This window comes from Absiella sp. AM09-50, from assembly GCF_003433845.1.
Lineage (GTDB): Bacteria > Bacillota_I > Bacilli_A > Erysipelotrichales > Erysipelotrichaceae > Hoskinsella > Hoskinsella hominis.
On the sequence record NZ_QVFI01000001.1, the window covers coordinates 325,765 to 341,820 of the forward strand.

General features: G+C 32.3%; 19 protein-coding genes and 1 tRNA gene. 17 read left to right on the forward strand and 3 right to left on the reverse strand.

Annotated elements, in window-relative coordinates; all coding sequences use genetic code 11:
- Positions 1–5: 5 nt before the first annotated feature.
- Together DW114_RS01620 and DW114_RS01625 are read right to left on the reverse strand one after the other, a co-directional pair.
- Positions 6–851, reverse strand: a complete 846-nt coding sequence (locus DW114_RS01620) for a hypothetical protein (RefSeq protein ID WP_117451742.1) — start codon at positions 849–851, stop codon at positions 6–8.
- The gene (locus tag DW114_RS01625) at positions 848–2,080 is read right to left on the reverse strand and encodes a DUF6070 family protein (protein WP_117451744.1); all 1,233 of its coding nucleotides are present in this window, start codon (positions 2,078–2,080) and stop codon (positions 848–850) included. Before DW114_RS01625 ends, DW114_RS01620 begins: the two co-directional genes overlap by 4 nt.
- Positions 2,081–2,246: 166 nt before the next feature.
- Here DW114_RS01625 and DW114_RS01630 point away from each other — a divergent pair, with 166 nt between their 5' ends.
- The 15 genes from DW114_RS01630 (at position 2,247) to DW114_RS01695 (ending at position 13,927) form a co-directional block, all read left to right on the forward strand.
- A complete protein-coding gene (locus tag DW114_RS01630; protein WP_117451746.1) occupies positions 2,247–3,140 on the forward strand; it encodes a MurR/RpiR family transcriptional regulator in 894 nt (297 codons plus the stop codon).
- Between the two features lie 211 nt (positions 3,141–3,351).
- Positions 3,352–4,611, forward strand: coding sequence for a PTS sugar transporter subunit IIC (locus DW114_RS01635; protein ID WP_117451748.1), 1,260 nt, complete (start codon positions 3,352–3,354; stop codon positions 4,609–4,611).
- Positions 4,612–4,644: 33 nt separating this feature from the next.
- Entirely contained in the window at positions 4,645–6,039 is a 1,395-nt protein-coding gene (locus DW114_RS01640) for a family 1 glycosylhydrolase (protein ID WP_117451750.1), read from the forward strand.
- A gap of 97 nt (positions 6,040–6,136) precedes the next feature.
- Complete coding sequence (locus DW114_RS01645) at positions 6,137–6,502, forward strand: VOC family protein (RefSeq protein ID WP_117451752.1); 366 nt, start codon at positions 6,137–6,139, stop codon at positions 6,500–6,502.
- Between the two features lie 70 nt (positions 6,503–6,572).
- Positions 6,573–7,238, forward strand: coding sequence for a TetR/AcrR family transcriptional regulator (locus tag DW114_RS01650; RefSeq protein WP_117451754.1), 666 nt, complete (start codon positions 6,573–6,575; stop codon positions 7,236–7,238).
- A 57-nt stretch (positions 7,239–7,295) separates the two neighbouring features.
- Positions 7,296–8,228 carry an ATP-binding cassette domain-containing protein gene (locus DW114_RS01655; protein WP_117451756.1) on the forward strand — a complete coding sequence of 311 codons (933 nt, stop codon included), beginning with the start codon at positions 7,296–7,298 and terminating at the stop codon, positions 8,226–8,228.
- A complete protein-coding gene (locus DW114_RS01660) occupies positions 8,225–8,992 on the forward strand; it encodes an ABC transporter permease (RefSeq protein ID WP_117451758.1) in 768 nt (255 codons plus the stop codon). The genes DW114_RS01655 and DW114_RS01660 overlap by 4 nt, the downstream gene beginning before the upstream one ends.
- A gap of 12 nt (positions 8,993–9,004) precedes the next feature.
- A complete protein-coding gene (locus DW114_RS01665; protein WP_117451760.1) occupies positions 9,005–9,295 on the forward strand; it encodes a hypothetical protein in 291 nt (96 codons plus the stop codon).
- A 65-nt stretch (positions 9,296–9,360) separates the two neighbouring features.
- Positions 9,361–9,492 (forward strand): hypothetical protein, encoded by a 132-nt coding sequence (locus DW114_RS21940; protein ID WP_255411977.1) that lies wholly within the window; start codon positions 9,361–9,363, stop codon positions 9,490–9,492.
- A 105-nt stretch (positions 9,493–9,597) separates the two neighbouring features.
- On the forward strand, positions 9,598–11,169 hold the full coding sequence (gene abc-f / locus DW114_RS01670; protein ID WP_117451761.1) for a ribosomal protection-like ABC-F family protein: 1,572 nt from the start codon (positions 9,598–9,600) through the stop codon (positions 11,167–11,169).
- A 65-nt stretch (positions 11,170–11,234) separates the two neighbouring features.
- Positions 11,235–11,543 carry a DUF6881 domain-containing protein gene (locus DW114_RS01675; protein ID WP_117451763.1) on the forward strand — a complete coding sequence of 103 codons (309 nt, stop codon included), beginning with the start codon at positions 11,235–11,237 and terminating at the stop codon, positions 11,541–11,543.
- A gap of 102 nt (positions 11,544–11,645) precedes the next feature.
- On the forward strand, positions 11,646–12,038 hold the full coding sequence (locus DW114_RS01680; protein ID WP_117451765.1) for an SRPBCC family protein: 393 nt from the start codon (positions 11,646–11,648) through the stop codon (positions 12,036–12,038).
- Between the two features lie 57 nt (positions 12,039–12,095).
- Positions 12,096–12,293 (forward strand): hypothetical protein, encoded by a 198-nt coding sequence (locus DW114_RS01685; RefSeq protein ID WP_117451767.1) that lies wholly within the window; start codon positions 12,096–12,098, stop codon positions 12,291–12,293.
- A gap of 321 nt (positions 12,294–12,614) precedes the next feature.
- Positions 12,615–13,277 (forward strand): DUF1648 domain-containing protein, encoded by a 663-nt coding sequence (locus tag DW114_RS01690; RefSeq protein WP_117451769.1) that lies wholly within the window; start codon positions 12,615–12,617, stop codon positions 13,275–13,277.
- Between the two features lie 167 nt (positions 13,278–13,444).
- Positions 13,445–13,927 (forward strand): prolyl-tRNA synthetase associated domain-containing protein, encoded by a 483-nt coding sequence (locus DW114_RS01695; protein ID WP_117451771.1) that lies wholly within the window; start codon positions 13,445–13,447, stop codon positions 13,925–13,927.
- 262 nt (positions 13,928–14,189) lie between these two features.
- On the opposite strand, the gene DW114_RS01700 is transcribed toward DW114_RS01695, so the two are convergent.
- Positions 14,190–14,272: transfer RNA gene (locus DW114_RS01700), tRNA-Leu, on the reverse strand.
- A 223-nt stretch (positions 14,273–14,495) separates the two neighbouring features.
- Between DW114_RS01700 and DW114_RS01705 the strand changes: the two genes are divergently transcribed.
- Both DW114_RS01705 and DW114_RS01710 read left to right on the forward strand, forming a co-directional pair.
- On the forward strand, positions 14,496–15,038 hold the full coding sequence (locus DW114_RS01705; protein ID WP_117451773.1) for a metallophosphoesterase family protein: 543 nt from the start codon (positions 14,496–14,498) through the stop codon (positions 15,036–15,038).
- The gene (locus tag DW114_RS01710; protein ID WP_117451775.1) at positions 15,035–15,994 is read left to right on the forward strand and encodes a 2-hydroxyacid dehydrogenase; all 960 of its coding nucleotides are present in this window, start codon (positions 15,035–15,037) and stop codon (positions 15,992–15,994) included. Before DW114_RS01705 ends, DW114_RS01710 begins: the two co-directional genes overlap by 4 nt.
- Positions 15,995–16,056: the final 62 nt, after the last annotated feature.

The window sequence follows — 16,056 nt, forward strand, 5'->3', positions numbered from 1 at the left end:
CCTTTTTAGGCCAGATGAATGGTTTCTTGTGTGTTGACATCTTTATGATGAAGAAATAAGCCAATGATGCCTGCAATTATCGCAAGTATGATCAATATCATACCAGCTGTTTTCATAGGTGAGAAATTAAAGAAAGTCGTTCTTCCAAGAATATGATTTGCTAATGTCGCAAGGATAGAATCAGCGATATTTGGTATTACAGCATACAGGCAAACAGCCGAGATGATACAACAGATTGCGATATGATAAACTGCCTTTTCAAGTGTGGATTGACGTATCAATAAATAGGCACAAGCTATTGACAAGAGGACACAGACAAATTGAAACAACAGAGAAGTTCCTATCGCATAGAGTTGAAATAAAAAGCCGTATTGTGGATTTGAAGCCATAGAGCTAAAGTAACTGATTGTGGATTCTAACTGGGATATCATAGTATCTTTATGTTCATCAATCATATTTTGAAGGGATTGTTTCTGAGTATCTGTAACCTTAATGCCAATATTGTCTTCGATAATAGATATCGCTTCATCACGTAAGCGATCAATATCTTTTGGACTTGTATATAATGTGCTAGTTTTACCACGGTTTTTGATAATTTGATCAATATACTTGCCAGTAATGTTTTCTATGGCTTTACTTTCCGCAAGCTTATTTTGCACCATCAGCATATCATTTGAGGCAGCATTCGGAAATTCTTTATAAACAAAATCCATGAATTGATGCGAAATCGCAGTACCACTCATATCTGTGGATATGGTTTTTACCACAAGGGGCTTTATAGAAAAACAAGCAGCTGTAAATGTTATTAAAATGCATAATAACACATCCAATAGAATCATTCTTTTTTTCATAAACAACCACCTTCCTTTTGGGATTTATTTGTAATACCCGGTGCATATTTTGGTATCTGATTGTTGTCATCTGGCTCGATATGATTTGATATATAGTGATAGCTGCCATCATCCAGCAATTCAATTTTCACAATGTGTGTATAAGCAACAGGATATCCTTTTTCATATCCAGTCGCATGAATGGTTAATGTTAGTATATTTTTTTCTTTTTGTGCTTTGACAACTTCTGGTCGAAGTCTTGGTGTAGCGACATGAGAAGCGATACAATATAATTCTGCGTAAGGATAGGCATGCTGGGTTTCACAATAATAATTTTGTGATCGAAGTATGGAAGTATCAATATCAAAATATTGATGCACGAGGTCTTCAAATACATTTGCATCGATATAGCTGATATACTGTTGACCACTATCTTTCATATACTTTTCAGGTATTGCTTGTTGATGCTCTATGGGATACAGGTATTCTACCAAATCGTTAAAACAAAGTTTGTCCACACTGTTTTCATCCCAATCCATCACAAACAGATTATTACAGTCATACTCAATAGGGGTGATATAAGTATTGGTATAGGTACGCAATGTTTCATCCATAGGATCTACACGAAAATATCCATTGGTAATATCACCTAAATCAAAAGGCTTTTCCAATACGATTTTTTTATATGAAAAATAGCCATATGTATCATAGTCAGCTTTTTCTATCTTCCATCCATTGGTATCTGATATGATCGCTTTTCCATTATCATAATAAAGGGATGTGGAAATCAGATACAAGACATCATGTTGATAGATGAAATCATCTCGACGAATACCACCAGTTGAGGATATTGTATAGTGTGTAAGTTTTGTATCTTTTTTCGCCTGATAATCTTTCCAGAAAGATAAAAAATGATCACGCCCTTGTAAATCATAGTATCCCTGTTCATCATTAACACAACTATTTTCATCCAAAAGCTTTTCATAAATAGCTTTCACGCCTGCTTTTGATAGAGCAGGTGTACTGATATTTTTACGAGTGCCATTCATGGCATCTTTCTGAATGATGGGCTGTAAGCTTTCACTTTTCTTTTTTAAATCCGTTTGAAGCGTTTGTTTTAATGAATCAGAAATATCGATGGAATTATCATCAAGTAAGTGGATATCGGATGGCTTATGGCTAGAAAAAAACAGTATAAATCCTAACAAGATAAGTGCAAGTATCACGATACCTATGTATTTTTTCTTCATAAGATTCTCCTTTTTATAGATTCATTATTATATAATTGGAAAGGAATGTCAATGAAGCTATCAGAATCGTAATAATATGTTAAGGATATCAGATATAGTACTTTTATATTTACAATATTTTTTATTGTTGATAAAATATGCTTATTAGAAAGATGGAAGGGATAACATGCTGATTATAGAAAAATTAAACCAAAAAAAAGATATGTCTTATAATGAAACGTGCGTTGCGGATTATGTTCTAGCTTTAGGAAAACGTATTGAAAAAAGCTCAACCAGAAGTATAGCTGAAGCTACATATACTTCACCTGCAACTACGATACGATTTTGTAAAAAGTTAGGCTTTCGTGGCTTTGATGATTTTAAAGAACAGTATCTAAAAGAAATTGATTATTTAAATCAGCAATATGGAAAATTGGATGTAAATTTTCCTTTCCTGAAAGAAGATACAGAAATAACAGCTGTAAATAAATTATCAAATCTTTATATGGATACCATACAAGATACATTATCGTTATTAAAGCAGGACTCTTTAAAATTAGCAGTAAACTTATTAAAGAAAAGTGATGCTATACATATTTTTTCATATGGAACAACATTAAATATTGCGGAATCATTTAGAGAAAAAATGTTAAAAATAAAGAAACCAGTGTATATATCAAGTAATCTAAATTATCAATTATATGAGGCCAATGCTTTACATGATGGGGATATAGCGATTCTTATATCATATTCTGGAGAAACAGAGAAAATATTAAAAATTGCTAATATTTGTAAAGATCGTAAAGTACCTATGATTATCATATCATCATTTGGAGAAAATACATTATCTACTTATTCGTCATGTAAACTTATCATTTCTACAAAAGAAAATTTATTTCATAATGTGGGAGATTTTAGTACGCATATATCCGTTAGTTTCTTATTAGATGCATTATATTCAGCATATTTTTTACAAAATTATGATCAACATTATCAAATGAAACTTGAAAGTGTAAAAGCTAATGAAGGGTATCGCAAGTCAAATAATCCGATCATTAATGATTCCATAGTAGAAAAATAAACAGTGTTTCATAATAAATACTGAAAAATATCTAAAATTTGAAACACTGTTTCAATGCATTTTGAAACTATATCTTTTAAAACCTTCTTTCAGTATAATGCAAGTGTCGAAAGAAGGTTTTTATTTTGGATAACAAAAAGGAGATGAATTATAAATTAGAAAGAAACCTTTAAGACATGAATGCAGAAAGCATAGAGAGAAAGGGAAAATTATGGAAAGATTTACAGCAACAATGGAAAAATTTTTATTGCCAATCGCCAATTTTATGAATAGTAATAAATATATTTGTACAATTCGCGATGCCTTTACAATGATGATGCCTATTATTATTGTGGGATCATTTGCTTTATTATTTAATATTTATATTTGTTCTACTACTGGCTTAGCACAATTTGAAAGCTTAAAATGGTTATCTAATTATTCTAAAATATTTACCACAGTGAATTTTGCTTGTATTTCATGTATGGCACTTTGGACAGTTTTTCTTGTAGGATATGTTTTAGGTGATAAAGAAGGACAAAAACCACTCATTTGTGCTATTATCGCTACAAGCTGTTTTATGGTAATGCTTGATCAAGAAAATATTGCAGGAAATATGGGAGCCTCCGCATTATTTTTAAGCTTTTTTGTAGGTATATTTTCAGTAACTTTATTTTCAAAATTAATGAACTTTGAGAAAATAAAAATAAAATTGCCTGAATCAGTACCACCAATGATTGTAAATAGTTTTAATGCTTTAATTCCTGCTTGGATAACTTTAACCGTTTTTGGCTTTATTTCAGGAACATTGTATGGAGCAACAGGTATGTATATCAATACGATTATTTATAATGTGATACAATTACCATTTAATCAAGTTGTAGGTTCACAATTAGGAGTCAGTATTATTGTTATTTTATCTCAATTATTATGGTGGACCGGTATTCATGGACATATGGCAATGAATGTAATAGCTAAACCTGTACGTGCAGCAGCGTTAGCTGCTAATATTGCAGCAGTAGCTTCAGGATTAGTACCTAAAGAATTTTATACACTGGCATTTGTTCATTTATTCATAAACCTTGGTGGTGGGGGAATTGTTATTTCCCTTGCGCTGTCCATTCTTGCATTTTCCAAGCGTCAAGAATATCGGGACATTACAAAAATATCAATGATTCCTATTATTTGTGGTATCTCAGAACCAATGGTTTTTGGATTACCAATCATGTTGAATCCAACATTCTTGATTCCATTTGTATTAGCACCATTAATTACTTGCAATATAGGATATTATGCAATAACTTCTGGCTTTTTACAAGCTTCTTATGTTGAATCTATAGCAGGTATGCCTATGTTTATTCAACAATTCTTAGCATTTAGCGGACAATGGCAGGCAATTTTATTGACACTGATCGTTATCATCGTTGGCTGTATTATCTATACGCCATTTGTATTAATGTCTAATAAACAGGTTTCTAAAGATATAGAATAAGGAGCGTAGTGATTATATCACGTGTATAAATATATGAGAAAAGATTTTTTATGGGGCGGTGCCATTGCCGCAAATCAATGTGAAGGGGCATATTTAGAAAATGGTAAAGGATTAAGTATTGCGGATGTACAATTATGTTCTTTGGGAAAAGGACATAGAGAAATACATAATGAAATAAAAGCTGGTGTTTATTATCCAAGTCATGAAGCCATAGACTTTTATCATCGATATAAAGAAGATATTGCTCTGTTTTCAGAAATGGGATTTAAATGTTTAAGACTTTCTATCAACTGGCCCAGAATATTTCCAAATGGTGATGAAGAAGAACCAAATGAGAATGGCCTAATATTTTATGACCATGTAATTGATGAATTATTATCGCATGATATAAAACCAATTATCACATTATCACATTATGAAACACCATTGCATCTTGTACAAGCATATGGATCATGGCGAAATGAAAAGCTGATTGAATTCTTTGTGAGATTTTGTAAAGTAGTATTTGAACGTTATAAAGATAAAGTAGAGTATTGGATGACTTTTAATGAAATAAATGAAATTATGAATAAGAAAGAACCATATAATCAAGCTGGTCTTTTATTTCATGAAGGAGAAAATCCGGATTTTATCAAAGTTTTAGCTAGTCACCATATGTTTCTAGCTTCTGCAAAAGTCGTCAAACTTGGTCATGAAATAAATTCAAAATTTAAAATTGGATGCATGATACAATATCCGACTACCTATCCAAAGACTTGTAATCCAATGGATATCATGGCACAACGCTATCAGATGATGCCTAATTTCTATTATACAGATATTATGGCAAAGGGAAGATATACAAATTTATGTAAAGCTCAATTAAAAAGAATGAAAATTGATTTTAAAATAAGTGATGAAGATTCTAGGATTTTAGAGGATGGTAAAGTTGATTTCATAGGATTTAGCTATTACTTTTCATCAATTGCATCAGCTACATCTGATAGTGATTGTAAGGTAGATAGAAAAAATATGTATTTAAAAAGAACTGATTGGGGATGGCCAATTGATGCTATAGGACTTAGAATTGCTTTAAATGAATTATATGATCGATATCAAATACCATTATTTGTTGTTGAAAATGGTCTGGGAGCCGTTGATAAAATTAATTCACAAGGAGAAATTCACGATGATTACCGTATAAATTTTCTAAAAGATCATATTAAAGAATTAAAAAAAGCGATAGAAGATGATTTTGTAGATGTGATTGGATATACAACGTGGGGACCTATCGATTTAATCTCTGTAGGAACAGGTGAAATGAAAAAGCGCTATGGTTTTATTTATGTAGATAAAGATGATTTAGGTCAGGGAACCTTAGAAAGAAAACGTAAAGATTCATTTTACTGGTATCAACAAGTGATTAAAACAAATGGTAATAATATATAAAGTGTTGAAAAGCATATGCTTTGATAGAGCTTATGCTTTTTTTATTTGTAAAGGATTAGAAAATAGGATATCATTATCTCATTCAAGGAGGTATCATATGAAACTAAATTATATTACCATCATGGTAAAAGATATTGAAAAATCAGTAATGTTTTATGAAGAACTGGTAGGTTTAAAGGTTATAAGAAAAATGCATCCAGGTGATGGGAAAATCGTATTTATGGCAAATGGGCAAGATGAAACAATGTTAGAGTTGATCCATTTTGATGATACAGAAAGTGTTTCCGTGAAAGGCATGGTTATGAGTTTTACTTCACAAATACCACTTGAAATGTTAAGAGAAAAAGTAGAAAAAGCAGGCTACACACCTACAGATATCATTGATCAGGGCCCTAAACCAAAATATTTCAGAGTAAATGATCCGGATGGTATAGTTGTAGAAATTTCAATTGATGAAAAATAAAGGTTGAATACATACACGATGTATGTTAATATAAAAACGTACACAGTGTATGTTTTTATATGGAGGTATTATGGCAGGATATAAACGATCAGAAGCAACTGTTCAAAAAATTCTTGATGTTTCTTTGAAATTATTTCTTGAAAAAGGGTATGAAGAAACGACGATATTAGATATCGTAGATCAGTTGGGTGGTTTGACAAGAGGTGCTTTTTATCACCATTTTAAATCAAAAGAAGAAGTATTAAATGCGATTAATGATCGTATGTTTTTAGAGAACAATCCATTTGAGAAAATACGCCATGAAAAAAATCTGAATGGTTTGGAAAAGTTGAAACAAGTCATTAAGTATCAGTTTCATAATCAGGATGTGAAAAATGTAAATATGATGAGTTTACCGCTTTTGAAAAATCCAAGAATTTTGGTAGATTGTTTAGAAACCAATCAAAGAGTGGTGGCTCCGATGTTTCAAGAGCTGATTGAAGAAGGTATTCAGGATGGTTCTATTACATTAGATTCCAAATATACAAAAACAGCTTCAGAGTTTATGATGATGTTTTCCGATTTATGGCTGGCACCAGTAATATTTCCATGTGATCCACAGGAAATGAAACTTCGGCTGTATTTCAGTAAAGAATTGTATGAAAAATTAGGATTGCCTGTATTTGACGATGAGATCATTGCGTATATGGAACATATGATTGATCAAATTGCAGAAGGAAATAAGATTGCCAAGTAGCAATTTTATTTTTAAGATAAAACATACATACTGTATGTATGTTATGGAAGGAGATATATGAAAAATCATACATATGCATTAGAAGTAAAAGGATTGAAAAAACGATTTAAAGACAAATCAGTACTAAACGGCGTAGATTTTCAGGTAGAGAAAGGCACGATATTTTCCTTATTAGGAGCTAATGGTGCTGGCAAAACAACAACCATCAAAATATTAACGACCCTTTTAAAACCTGATGAAGGTATGGCTTACGCAGGTGGTTATGATATCTTGAAGGATGTAAAAAAGATACATGAACAAATCAGTTTGACAGGGCAGTTTGCTGCAGTAGATGAAGCATTGAGTGGATATGAAAATTTAGTTATGATGGGTAATTTATACCATATCAAGGATCCAAAAATACAGGCACTAAAATTATTAAATTATTTCTCGTTAGATTCATCTAAAGATAAAAGAGTTTCTACATATTCTGGTGGTATGCGAAGAAAATTGGATATCGCTATGAGTCTTGTGCACAAGCCTTCTATTATCTTTCTGGATGAGCCGACAACCGGACTCGATCCACAAAGTCGAAGAGCTATGTGGGATATTGTGAAAAATCTGAAGAAAAGTGGTGTCACCATATTTCTGACAACGCAGTATTTAGAAGAAGCTGAAGCTCTGGCAGATCATATCGCCATCCTGCATGAAGGTAAAATCAAGCTGGAAGGAACACCACAAGAATTAAAAATGACATTGCCGAAGCATGTGTTGGAGCTACAGCTTAATGATCAAAAGGCATTTAATAAGACTTGGGATATTTTAAGCCATTATACAAAACAATCCAATGAAGAAAGTTTTACCATTTCAATTACATTCACCGATACGGTAAATGATGTAATTGATATCCTGCAAAGTATCAAACAGGCAGATATCCCATTACAGGATCTTCACTTGAAACAGACAACGATTGAAGATGTATATATGAAAATGATGGAGGAAACATTATGATGGAATTATTCAAGGATATGAAAACTATGTCTTGTAGAAGGATAAAGATTTCAATACGAAATCTGGATACCATATTAACAAGTGTGGTAACACCCAGTTTGATGATGATTTTATTTGTGTATGTATTAGGTGGCTCAATGCATGTGGAAGGCATGTCTTATGTAAATTATATTGTACCGGGTATTTTGATTCAGTGTATCGGACAATGTGGTTCTAATACAGCAATCGCCATAAATAATGATATCCATTCAGGGATTATCCATCGTTTTTATACGATGCCAATCATGAAATCATCAATTTTGTTAGGGCACATCATTGAGGCTTTTTTCAGGAGTATTGTGACAACGGGGATAATACTTGGAATTGCATATATTGTAGGATTTCGTCCGGATATGCAAATGCATAATATGTTACTGATTATTTTGTTGTTGGCAATGTTTATATTAATGATTTCATGGATGAGCATATTATTTGGATTGCTTGCACAAGGGCCTGAAGGTGCCGGTGCTTGTGCAGTATTCATATCTGTTCTACCTTATCTTAGCTCAGGTTTTGTATCTGTGGACAGTATGCCTGTAGCATTGGCAGTATTTGCGAAATATCAGCCTATGACTCCCATCATTGATTCTTTACGGGCTCTATTTATGGGAGAAGTGTTCTATATACAGGATTATTTATTAGGTATGATGTGGTGTGTGGTCTTTATTGTTATTTGTTTTGGTTTATCACAAGTACTATTCAAACGAAAATTACAAACATCATAGGAGGAAATGAAAATGACAGAAGAAAAATTTGAAGAAATGATGGAACGTGGTGGAGAAAAAATTGAAACGGCAGTAGAAAATGCTGCGCAAAAACTGGATGATACTTTAGAATCAACAATGAAACATCGACCTGCGCGTATAATCGCAAAAACACTTTCTTATGGAGGCTCTATTGGATTTATCCTTGCATCAGCAAAATTAAAACAAACCTATCATCCAGCCATGTCAAACATATGTTTGATCACAGGAAGTGTAGCACTTGCCACAAATATCATTCTATCATGCACCGTGCATAAAAAATGAAAGCTTGACTTTCATTTGAAATTCTAATAAACTAAAACAGTAGGCATAAAGGAGGTGGATGGCTTATGAATCGTAAGATAAAAGATATCATTTTGGATAAAATGCATAATCAGGATGTTTTTTGTCGTACGATAACATTCACTGTTTTTTCGATTATAGGGACAAGTGCGTCAATATTTCGGGAAAACAATGAGTAAAAGCCAGCCATCAAAAGAACATACCATTATAATGTATTGACGATGTCCCGCTTTTTTACTGGCGGGCTTTTTGTTTTCCCATAGAAAAAAGAAAGGAAAACATTTATGACAATACATTTACAAAATATTACAAAATCCTATACACAGGATATCATATTAGATGACTTAACAATGAAAATTACAGATGGCGAGCATATCGCCATTGTGGGTGAAAACGGATGTGGGAAATCAACGCTGTTAAAGGTAATTGCAGGAATAGAAAACATTCAGGAAGGAGAACGCATTGTATCAAAACATACCAAAATTGCGTATTTGAATCAAAACTTTGATGAATTTTCGGGCACTGTGGAAGCATATCTGATGCAGACTTACAGCGATATCATGCATTTGAAAAAAAAGATGGAAGCCTTAGAGAAAGCTATGGAAAAAGTTGATGAGGTAGAACTAGAACAGTTATTAAAAAAATATGGCAACATACAAGAGCGTTTTGAACAGCTGGATGGCTATCATATCTTTACCTTTGTGGATCAGATTGCCCATGGACTTCAGTTCTCATCGTTGTTATACAGTGAGTATGAAGTGTTGAGTGGAGGAGAAAAAGCAAGAGTGAATCTTGCACGGCGTTTATTGGAAAGACCAGATGTTTTATTATTGGATGAGCCAACCAATCATTTGGATTTTAAAGGGATAGCATGGCTGGAAAACTTTCTGGCAAATGATAAACAAACCATCATCGTCGTATCACATGATCGTACATTTCTCAATCATTGTGTATCAAAAATATACGAAATCAGTTATGGAGAATTATCTGTATACCATGGAAATTATGATGTATATCGAAAAGAAAAAAACGAACGCTTCTTACGTATGCAGGAAGATTATGAAGCACAACAAAATGAAATCAAACGATTAGAAGCGGCGATTCGTCAGTTTCGTCAATGGGGCAGAGAAGGCGATAATGAAAAATTCTTCAAGAAAGCCAAAATGTTAGAAAAACGTTTAGATAAAATAGAACGCATGAGGCGTCCAAGACTGATTCAAAGGAATATGGACTTTACTTTATCCATGGCAAAACGTTCATCTAAACATGTGTTGGAAATAAAGGAACTGGGGCACTGTTTTGATAAGCTATTATTTGAACATGTAAATGCCACGCTTTGTTTTAAAGAACGTGTAGCAATATGTGGAGAAAATGGCACAGGAAAAAGTACGCTGATCAAATTAATTATGGGAATTGAAGAAATTCAAGAAGGTAGTATCCAATACGGCAATCATATCGCTATTGGATATCTACCTCAGATGATCAGCTTTCCTAAAGATATGACGATATTGGAATATGCGAAAAAAGAACTTTGTATGAATGAAGAAGATACAAGGCGTTATCTAATGAAATATGGATTTGATCACATCGATATGATGAAGCATTTAAAAGCATTAAGCGGTGGGGAGAAAACTAGATTGAAACTAGCAGAAATGTTATCAAAAGAAATCAATATGATAATTTTAGATGAGCCAACCAATCATTTAGACTTCACCAGTATTGATATTATCGAAGAAAATCTTCAGGCCTTTGCTGGTACCCTTTTGGTGGTATCCCATGATCGATATTTTATACAAGCACTATGTGAAAAAGTCTGGATGTTGGAGGATCAGATAATGAAAGAATATATTTTATAATAATTTTTCTATCTTTACATAGGCCTTTCTGTATGGTACGATAAAACTAATATAAGGTGATAACAATGGAACGATATGAATACATAAAATGCAATTGGAACTATATTGATGATGAAACACCGGTGATCCTTTTCTATGAGGTAGATTTAGAAAATGAGCGCTATGCGAGAAGAATGATTGAGGTGTTTTCAAATGGCAGAATATCTTTAGGATTAGATGAAGGATGCGAATTTGTCACAGAAGCACCTGTACCCCAAGTGGATGAAATCAATCAGGATGAAGATTTTTTAGCACAGGTGATCACAAAAGAGGAATTTGAGAAAACATATCAATTACATGAATATTTTGAAAACCTTGGAATTTCTAAAAGATAAAGGGATATATTATGCAAACGGATAATTTACAGGCATGTGCACATCTTACAAGAATAGTTTTGTCATCTATGATATAATCAATGATAAATGGAGGGATAAAAGATGACAGTATCAAATATGAAAACAACATTAAATAGTAACATAAAAGATGTTTGGGAGATTGTGACTTCTTTAGAAAATTATGCATGGAGAAGTGATATTAGTCGAATTGAAATCGTTAATGAAAAGCAGTTTGTTGAATACACCAAGGATGATTATCCTACAACATTTACAATCACAGTGAAGGAGCCATATCGTTATGAATTTGATATGGACAACAGCAATATGAGCGGGCACTGGACAGGTATTTTCAATCAGTTAGCGGATGGTGTAGAAATTGATTTTACAGAGGATGTCACAGCTAAAAAGGTATTTATGAAACCTTTTGTGAAAGGTTATTTAAAAAAGCAACAGGAAACCTATGTGAATGATTTAAAAAAAGCGTTGTGTAAATAGTAATCAATAAATGAAAGCGGTGATCTGGTGGTGAATCAAAGAAAAATCAAGAGGATTATGTTGCTGATTATAACCATAGAAGGCATTATGGTTTTTGATTTCGCAAGTATTGTCGCTGATATTTATTCTAAGAAAGTTTTGGATACCGATCTGAATCTTTTTGGCCCCATGATTTTTAGAATCATAGGACTTGTACTTGGAATGATATTGACAGTGTATGGTGTCATACTTTATAAACGATATAAGAAATCGTAAAATGAAAAAGTTTCTGGCGTTAAAAAATAAGCCGGAAACTTTTTTAGATATTATTAGAAAATTACGTTGTTTTATGTATAATTAATCCTGTAAGTTTTAATCCATTTCATAATTTCCCATAGTATGAACTTACATTATTTATGCTAAGTATAGAGGTGGAGTACTTCTGGCTGTTTTTGGTTAGAATTTATGTGTGTATTAGAAGATTTTATATTTAAGAATTATTATTGTGTTTTTTTCAAAAGAACTATACTATTAACGTAGTTTTCATGATACTAAATTTAAACTAAAATCACATAGAAATAGAAAGGGCTGAATTTTATGAAAAAATATAATAACATTAATTTTGTTTTAGCTACTTTGATGTTTATAATAACTTTTGTTAGTTTGTTTTTCTTACCAGACAGAGTACCTACCCATACACATTTTGAAGGAGTTGATGGGTGGGGATCAAAATATACATATCTTATTGCCCCAGCGATTGCATATATCCTTTGGTTTTTTATGCCCAAGTTCATGTCACAAAAAAGCGATAAAACAAAGTTACTTGGAGATAAAGCTGGAAATATTTATCTTTTAAAAAACAAAATCATAATAAACATAATCTTTATATTATTTGTAGGATTTGATTTATATTGGATCTATCAGGAATTTTTGTATACTTCAAATAATATATCTTTAAATTTTTTCCTTCTTATTGGAATCGCTGTTTTGTATATAACTGCATCATTTTCTATCTTTTATATGGATAATGAAGAGTTGATGATGTTACATTGGAAAGAATTTACTTTAGCTGATAGCAGCTTGAATATAAGAAAAAAGAAATTACTATTTCTGATATCTGGTTGTGTTGTAGCGATGCTTATAATTGCAGATGCATTATTCTATACAAAATCTTTTTTACTCATATTAGTTCTGCTTTTATCGTTGGTTTTGAAGTTTATGATTGGACCAATAAAAGCTCGATTAATGAGAAAAAAATAAATAGAAGTTTAAAATTTGAAAGATTCTTATGCTATTTGATGTATGGTTACAGGCAATAATTTCGATAAAGCATTCAGCTTAATATGTGGTATAATTAAACAAATACTACATTGATAATGGATGATGTAGTATCAGGTTATTATTGAAATAATTAAAGAGGAATAGTTATGAAAAAAGAAGAAATATATCAATATCTAAAGAAACATCAAATAAGTTATGAAGTAAATGAGCATAAAGCGGTATTCAATATGGGAGAATTAGACTCTGTAAAGCTTCTTTATCCTGAATGGGATGCTAAGAATCTATTTGTTCGAGATGATAAGAAACGCAATTATTATTTAATTTCTGTTAAAGGGGATAAAAGGGTTGATTTAAAAAACTTTCGTAAACAATTGGGTTTAAGACCACTTTCTTTCGCTTCGGCAGATGATCTAATGGCAATTATGGGATTAACTCCTGGCTCTGTAACACCACTTGGTATTTTGAATGATATAGATTGTAAAGTACATTTTTATATGGATTCTGAATTTGCCGGTAATATCATTGGCGTACATCCAAATGATAATACTGCGACAATATGGATACAAGCAGATCAGCTTATTCATCTAATTCGTGAACATGGGAATGAAGCTGATATTGTCGAAGTATAAGTTTAGAGAAAAATATTGAAAAATGAAAGAGATAGGAATTAGAATAGATGATGGAAATTTCAAATGTAGAAATCATTCGTAGGATGTTATTTACTGTGTTTTTCTTATCATCTTTTTTTTATCAACGTTGGTCGATAAAATTAAAAATATCGTTTATGTGAGTATACATATGATGAGTATATGAAATGCAGACTTTTGTGATAAAATGATATCTTGCATGAAATATAAAAAAACTTCGATTCCTCGAAGTTCATTTATAAAATGGTGCGGATGACAGGAATCGAACCTGCACGCCGAAGCACTAGATCCTAAGTCTAGCGTGTCTGCCAGTTTCACCACATCCGCATTTGCCTTGATATTATAACATCTAAATTTATAGAATGCAATACTTTTTTTAATTTTATGCATTATAGCGTAAAAATAATTATATAAAATAATTCCTGTGCTTGCTATCGTATCACAACACCGGTATAATGAAAGAAAGATACTGGGGTTGCATTCTGAAAAACGCACAAAAGGAACATATATGTTTTATGAAGATATAGAAAAATGAAATCAGGTGAGTCTTATGAAAATCTTATTAATAAGTGATACGCATGGAGAATTAGAAAATACTAGAAAACTGATCCATAAACATAAGGATGTGGATTTAAAAATAGATTTAGGTGATATTGGATTTGCGTTAAAAGAATTAGATGGTTTTGTGGTGGTTAAAGGAAATCATGATAAAGCGTTAAAGCTACCAATAGAGCGAATTGTGGAAGTAGAAAATCATCGCATTTTATGCGTACATGGAGATATATTTGAAGCAGATGTCATGGAGGAAGTCTTTTCCTTAATGATCGATGAGAAAGAAGATATCATGCAGGTATGTATGGATGTTTTATATCATCATATTGCTGATTATGCAAAGAAGAAACAATGTGATATCGTCTTTTTTGGTCACACACATATCCGAGTATGGGAAATTTATGATGGAATCACAATCGTGAATCCTGGTTCTTTATTGTTTGGAATGGATGGTAATGATAAAAGTTATGCCATTGTGAATGTCACAAAAGAAGATGTACAGGTAGAATTTTATGATATGAAAGGAAAAAATATAAAATGAAAGTCGTTTGTGTAAATATTGATAAAATTGATTATGATGGAAAATTAGATCGCTCATGTATACCGGGAGAAGTTACTTTTTATTCTGATAGTAGTAAAACGGAGTTTATGGAACGTGTGAAGCAGGCAGATATCATCGTCACAAAAGAATATGTAGTGAGTGAAGATATGATTATGCAACTACCGGATCGTGTAAAAATGATTTGTGAAGCGGGAACTGGGTATAATAACATTGATTTAGAAGCATGTCGAAAGCGTAATATTATGGTCTGCAATACACCAGCATATTCCACAAAAAGAGTTGCACATACAGCAATTATGCTGATTTTGATGCTGGCAAGCTCTATGCCAAAACAGCTGCACATGATACATAAAAAGGATCATCGTAATTTTACACAGCATATGATGGTTGAGCATATGGAAGTAAATGATAAGATATTAGGCATTATTGGAGAGGGCAATATTGGTAAGGAAGTTATAAAAATTGCGCAGGCATTGGATATGAAAATCCTAGTTTATACTCGTACACCAAAGAAAGATCATGATGGGATTTGCTATGTATCTTTAGAAGAATTACTAAAACAGGCTGATTTTGTTTCTCTACACTGTCCACTTACACCAGATACAAAACATATCATCAACAAAGAAACGTTATCCTTGATGAAAAGTACAGCATTTTTGATCAATACATCACGCGGCGCCCTGATCGATGAGGAGGCATTGCTTCATGCTTTACAAAACAAAAAGATTGCGGGGGCAGGATTAGATGTACAAGAAGTAGAACCGCCAAGAGAAGATCATCCTTTCTACGAAATGGATCAGGTGATTCTTACTCCACATATGGGATGGCGTGGTTTAGAAACAAGACAGCGCTTACTACAGCTGGTTTCCAATACATTAAATGCATATATTGAGGGACATCCAATCAATGTAATCGTCAATACAAATAACATGTGATGATTTGTAAAATAAATGTAAAAAATATAAACGGAATAGGAATTATATGAAATACTTGGTAT

What these genes read in the sequence shown, in the direction of transcription:
- DW114_RS01620 (WP_117451742.1), bottom strand. Translation starts at nt 851, where the DNA reads ATGAAAAAAAGAATGATTCTATTGGATGTGTTATTATGCATTTTAATA.
- DW114_RS01625 (WP_117451744.1), bottom strand. Translation starts at nt 2,080, where the DNA reads ATGAAGAAAAAATACATAGGTATCGTGATACTTGCACTTATCTTGTTA.
- DW114_RS01630 (WP_117451746.1), top strand. Translation starts at nt 2,247, where the DNA reads ATGCTGATTATAGAAAAATTAAACCAAAAAAAAGATATGTCTTATAAT.
- DW114_RS01635 (WP_117451748.1), top strand. Translation starts at nt 3,352, where the DNA reads ATGGAAAGATTTACAGCAACAATGGAAAAATTTTTATTGCCAATCGCC.
- DW114_RS01640 (WP_117451750.1), top strand. Translation starts at nt 4,645, where the DNA reads ATGAGAAAAGATTTTTTATGGGGCGGTGCCATTGCCGCAAATCAATGT.
- DW114_RS01645 (WP_117451752.1), top strand. Translation starts at nt 6,137, where the DNA reads ATGAAACTAAATTATATTACCATCATGGTAAAAGATATTGAAAAATCA.
- DW114_RS01650 (WP_117451754.1), top strand. Translation starts at nt 6,573, where the DNA reads ATGGCAGGATATAAACGATCAGAAGCAACTGTTCAAAAAATTCTTGAT.
- DW114_RS01655 (WP_117451756.1), top strand. Translation starts at nt 7,296, where the DNA reads ATGAAAAATCATACATATGCATTAGAAGTAAAAGGATTGAAAAAACGA.
- DW114_RS01660 (WP_117451758.1), top strand. Translation starts at nt 8,225, where the DNA reads ATGATGGAATTATTCAAGGATATGAAAACTATGTCTTGTAGAAGGATA.
- DW114_RS01665 (WP_117451760.1), top strand. Translation starts at nt 9,005, where the DNA reads ATGACAGAAGAAAAATTTGAAGAAATGATGGAACGTGGTGGAGAAAAA.
- DW114_RS21940 (WP_255411977.1), top strand. Translation starts at nt 9,361, where the DNA reads ATGAATCGTAAGATAAAAGATATCATTTTGGATAAAATGCATAATCAG.
- abc-f (WP_117451761.1), top strand. Translation starts at nt 9,598, where the DNA reads ATGACAATACATTTACAAAATATTACAAAATCCTATACACAGGATATC.
- DW114_RS01675 (WP_117451763.1), top strand. Translation starts at nt 11,235, where the DNA reads ATGGAACGATATGAATACATAAAATGCAATTGGAACTATATTGATGAT.
- DW114_RS01680 (WP_117451765.1), top strand. Translation starts at nt 11,646, where the DNA reads ATGACAGTATCAAATATGAAAACAACATTAAATAGTAACATAAAAGAT.
- DW114_RS01685 (WP_117451767.1), top strand. Translation starts at nt 12,096, where the DNA reads ATGTTGCTGATTATAACCATAGAAGGCATTATGGTTTTTGATTTCGCA.
- DW114_RS01690 (WP_117451769.1), top strand. Translation starts at nt 12,615, where the DNA reads ATGAAAAAATATAATAACATTAATTTTGTTTTAGCTACTTTGATGTTT.
- DW114_RS01695 (WP_117451771.1), top strand. Translation starts at nt 13,445, where the DNA reads ATGAAAAAAGAAGAAATATATCAATATCTAAAGAAACATCAAATAAGT.
- DW114_RS01705 (WP_117451773.1), top strand. Translation starts at nt 14,496, where the DNA reads ATGAAAATCTTATTAATAAGTGATACGCATGGAGAATTAGAAAATACT.
- DW114_RS01710 (WP_117451775.1), top strand. Translation starts at nt 15,035, where the DNA reads ATGAAAGTCGTTTGTGTAAATATTGATAAAATTGATTATGATGGAAAA.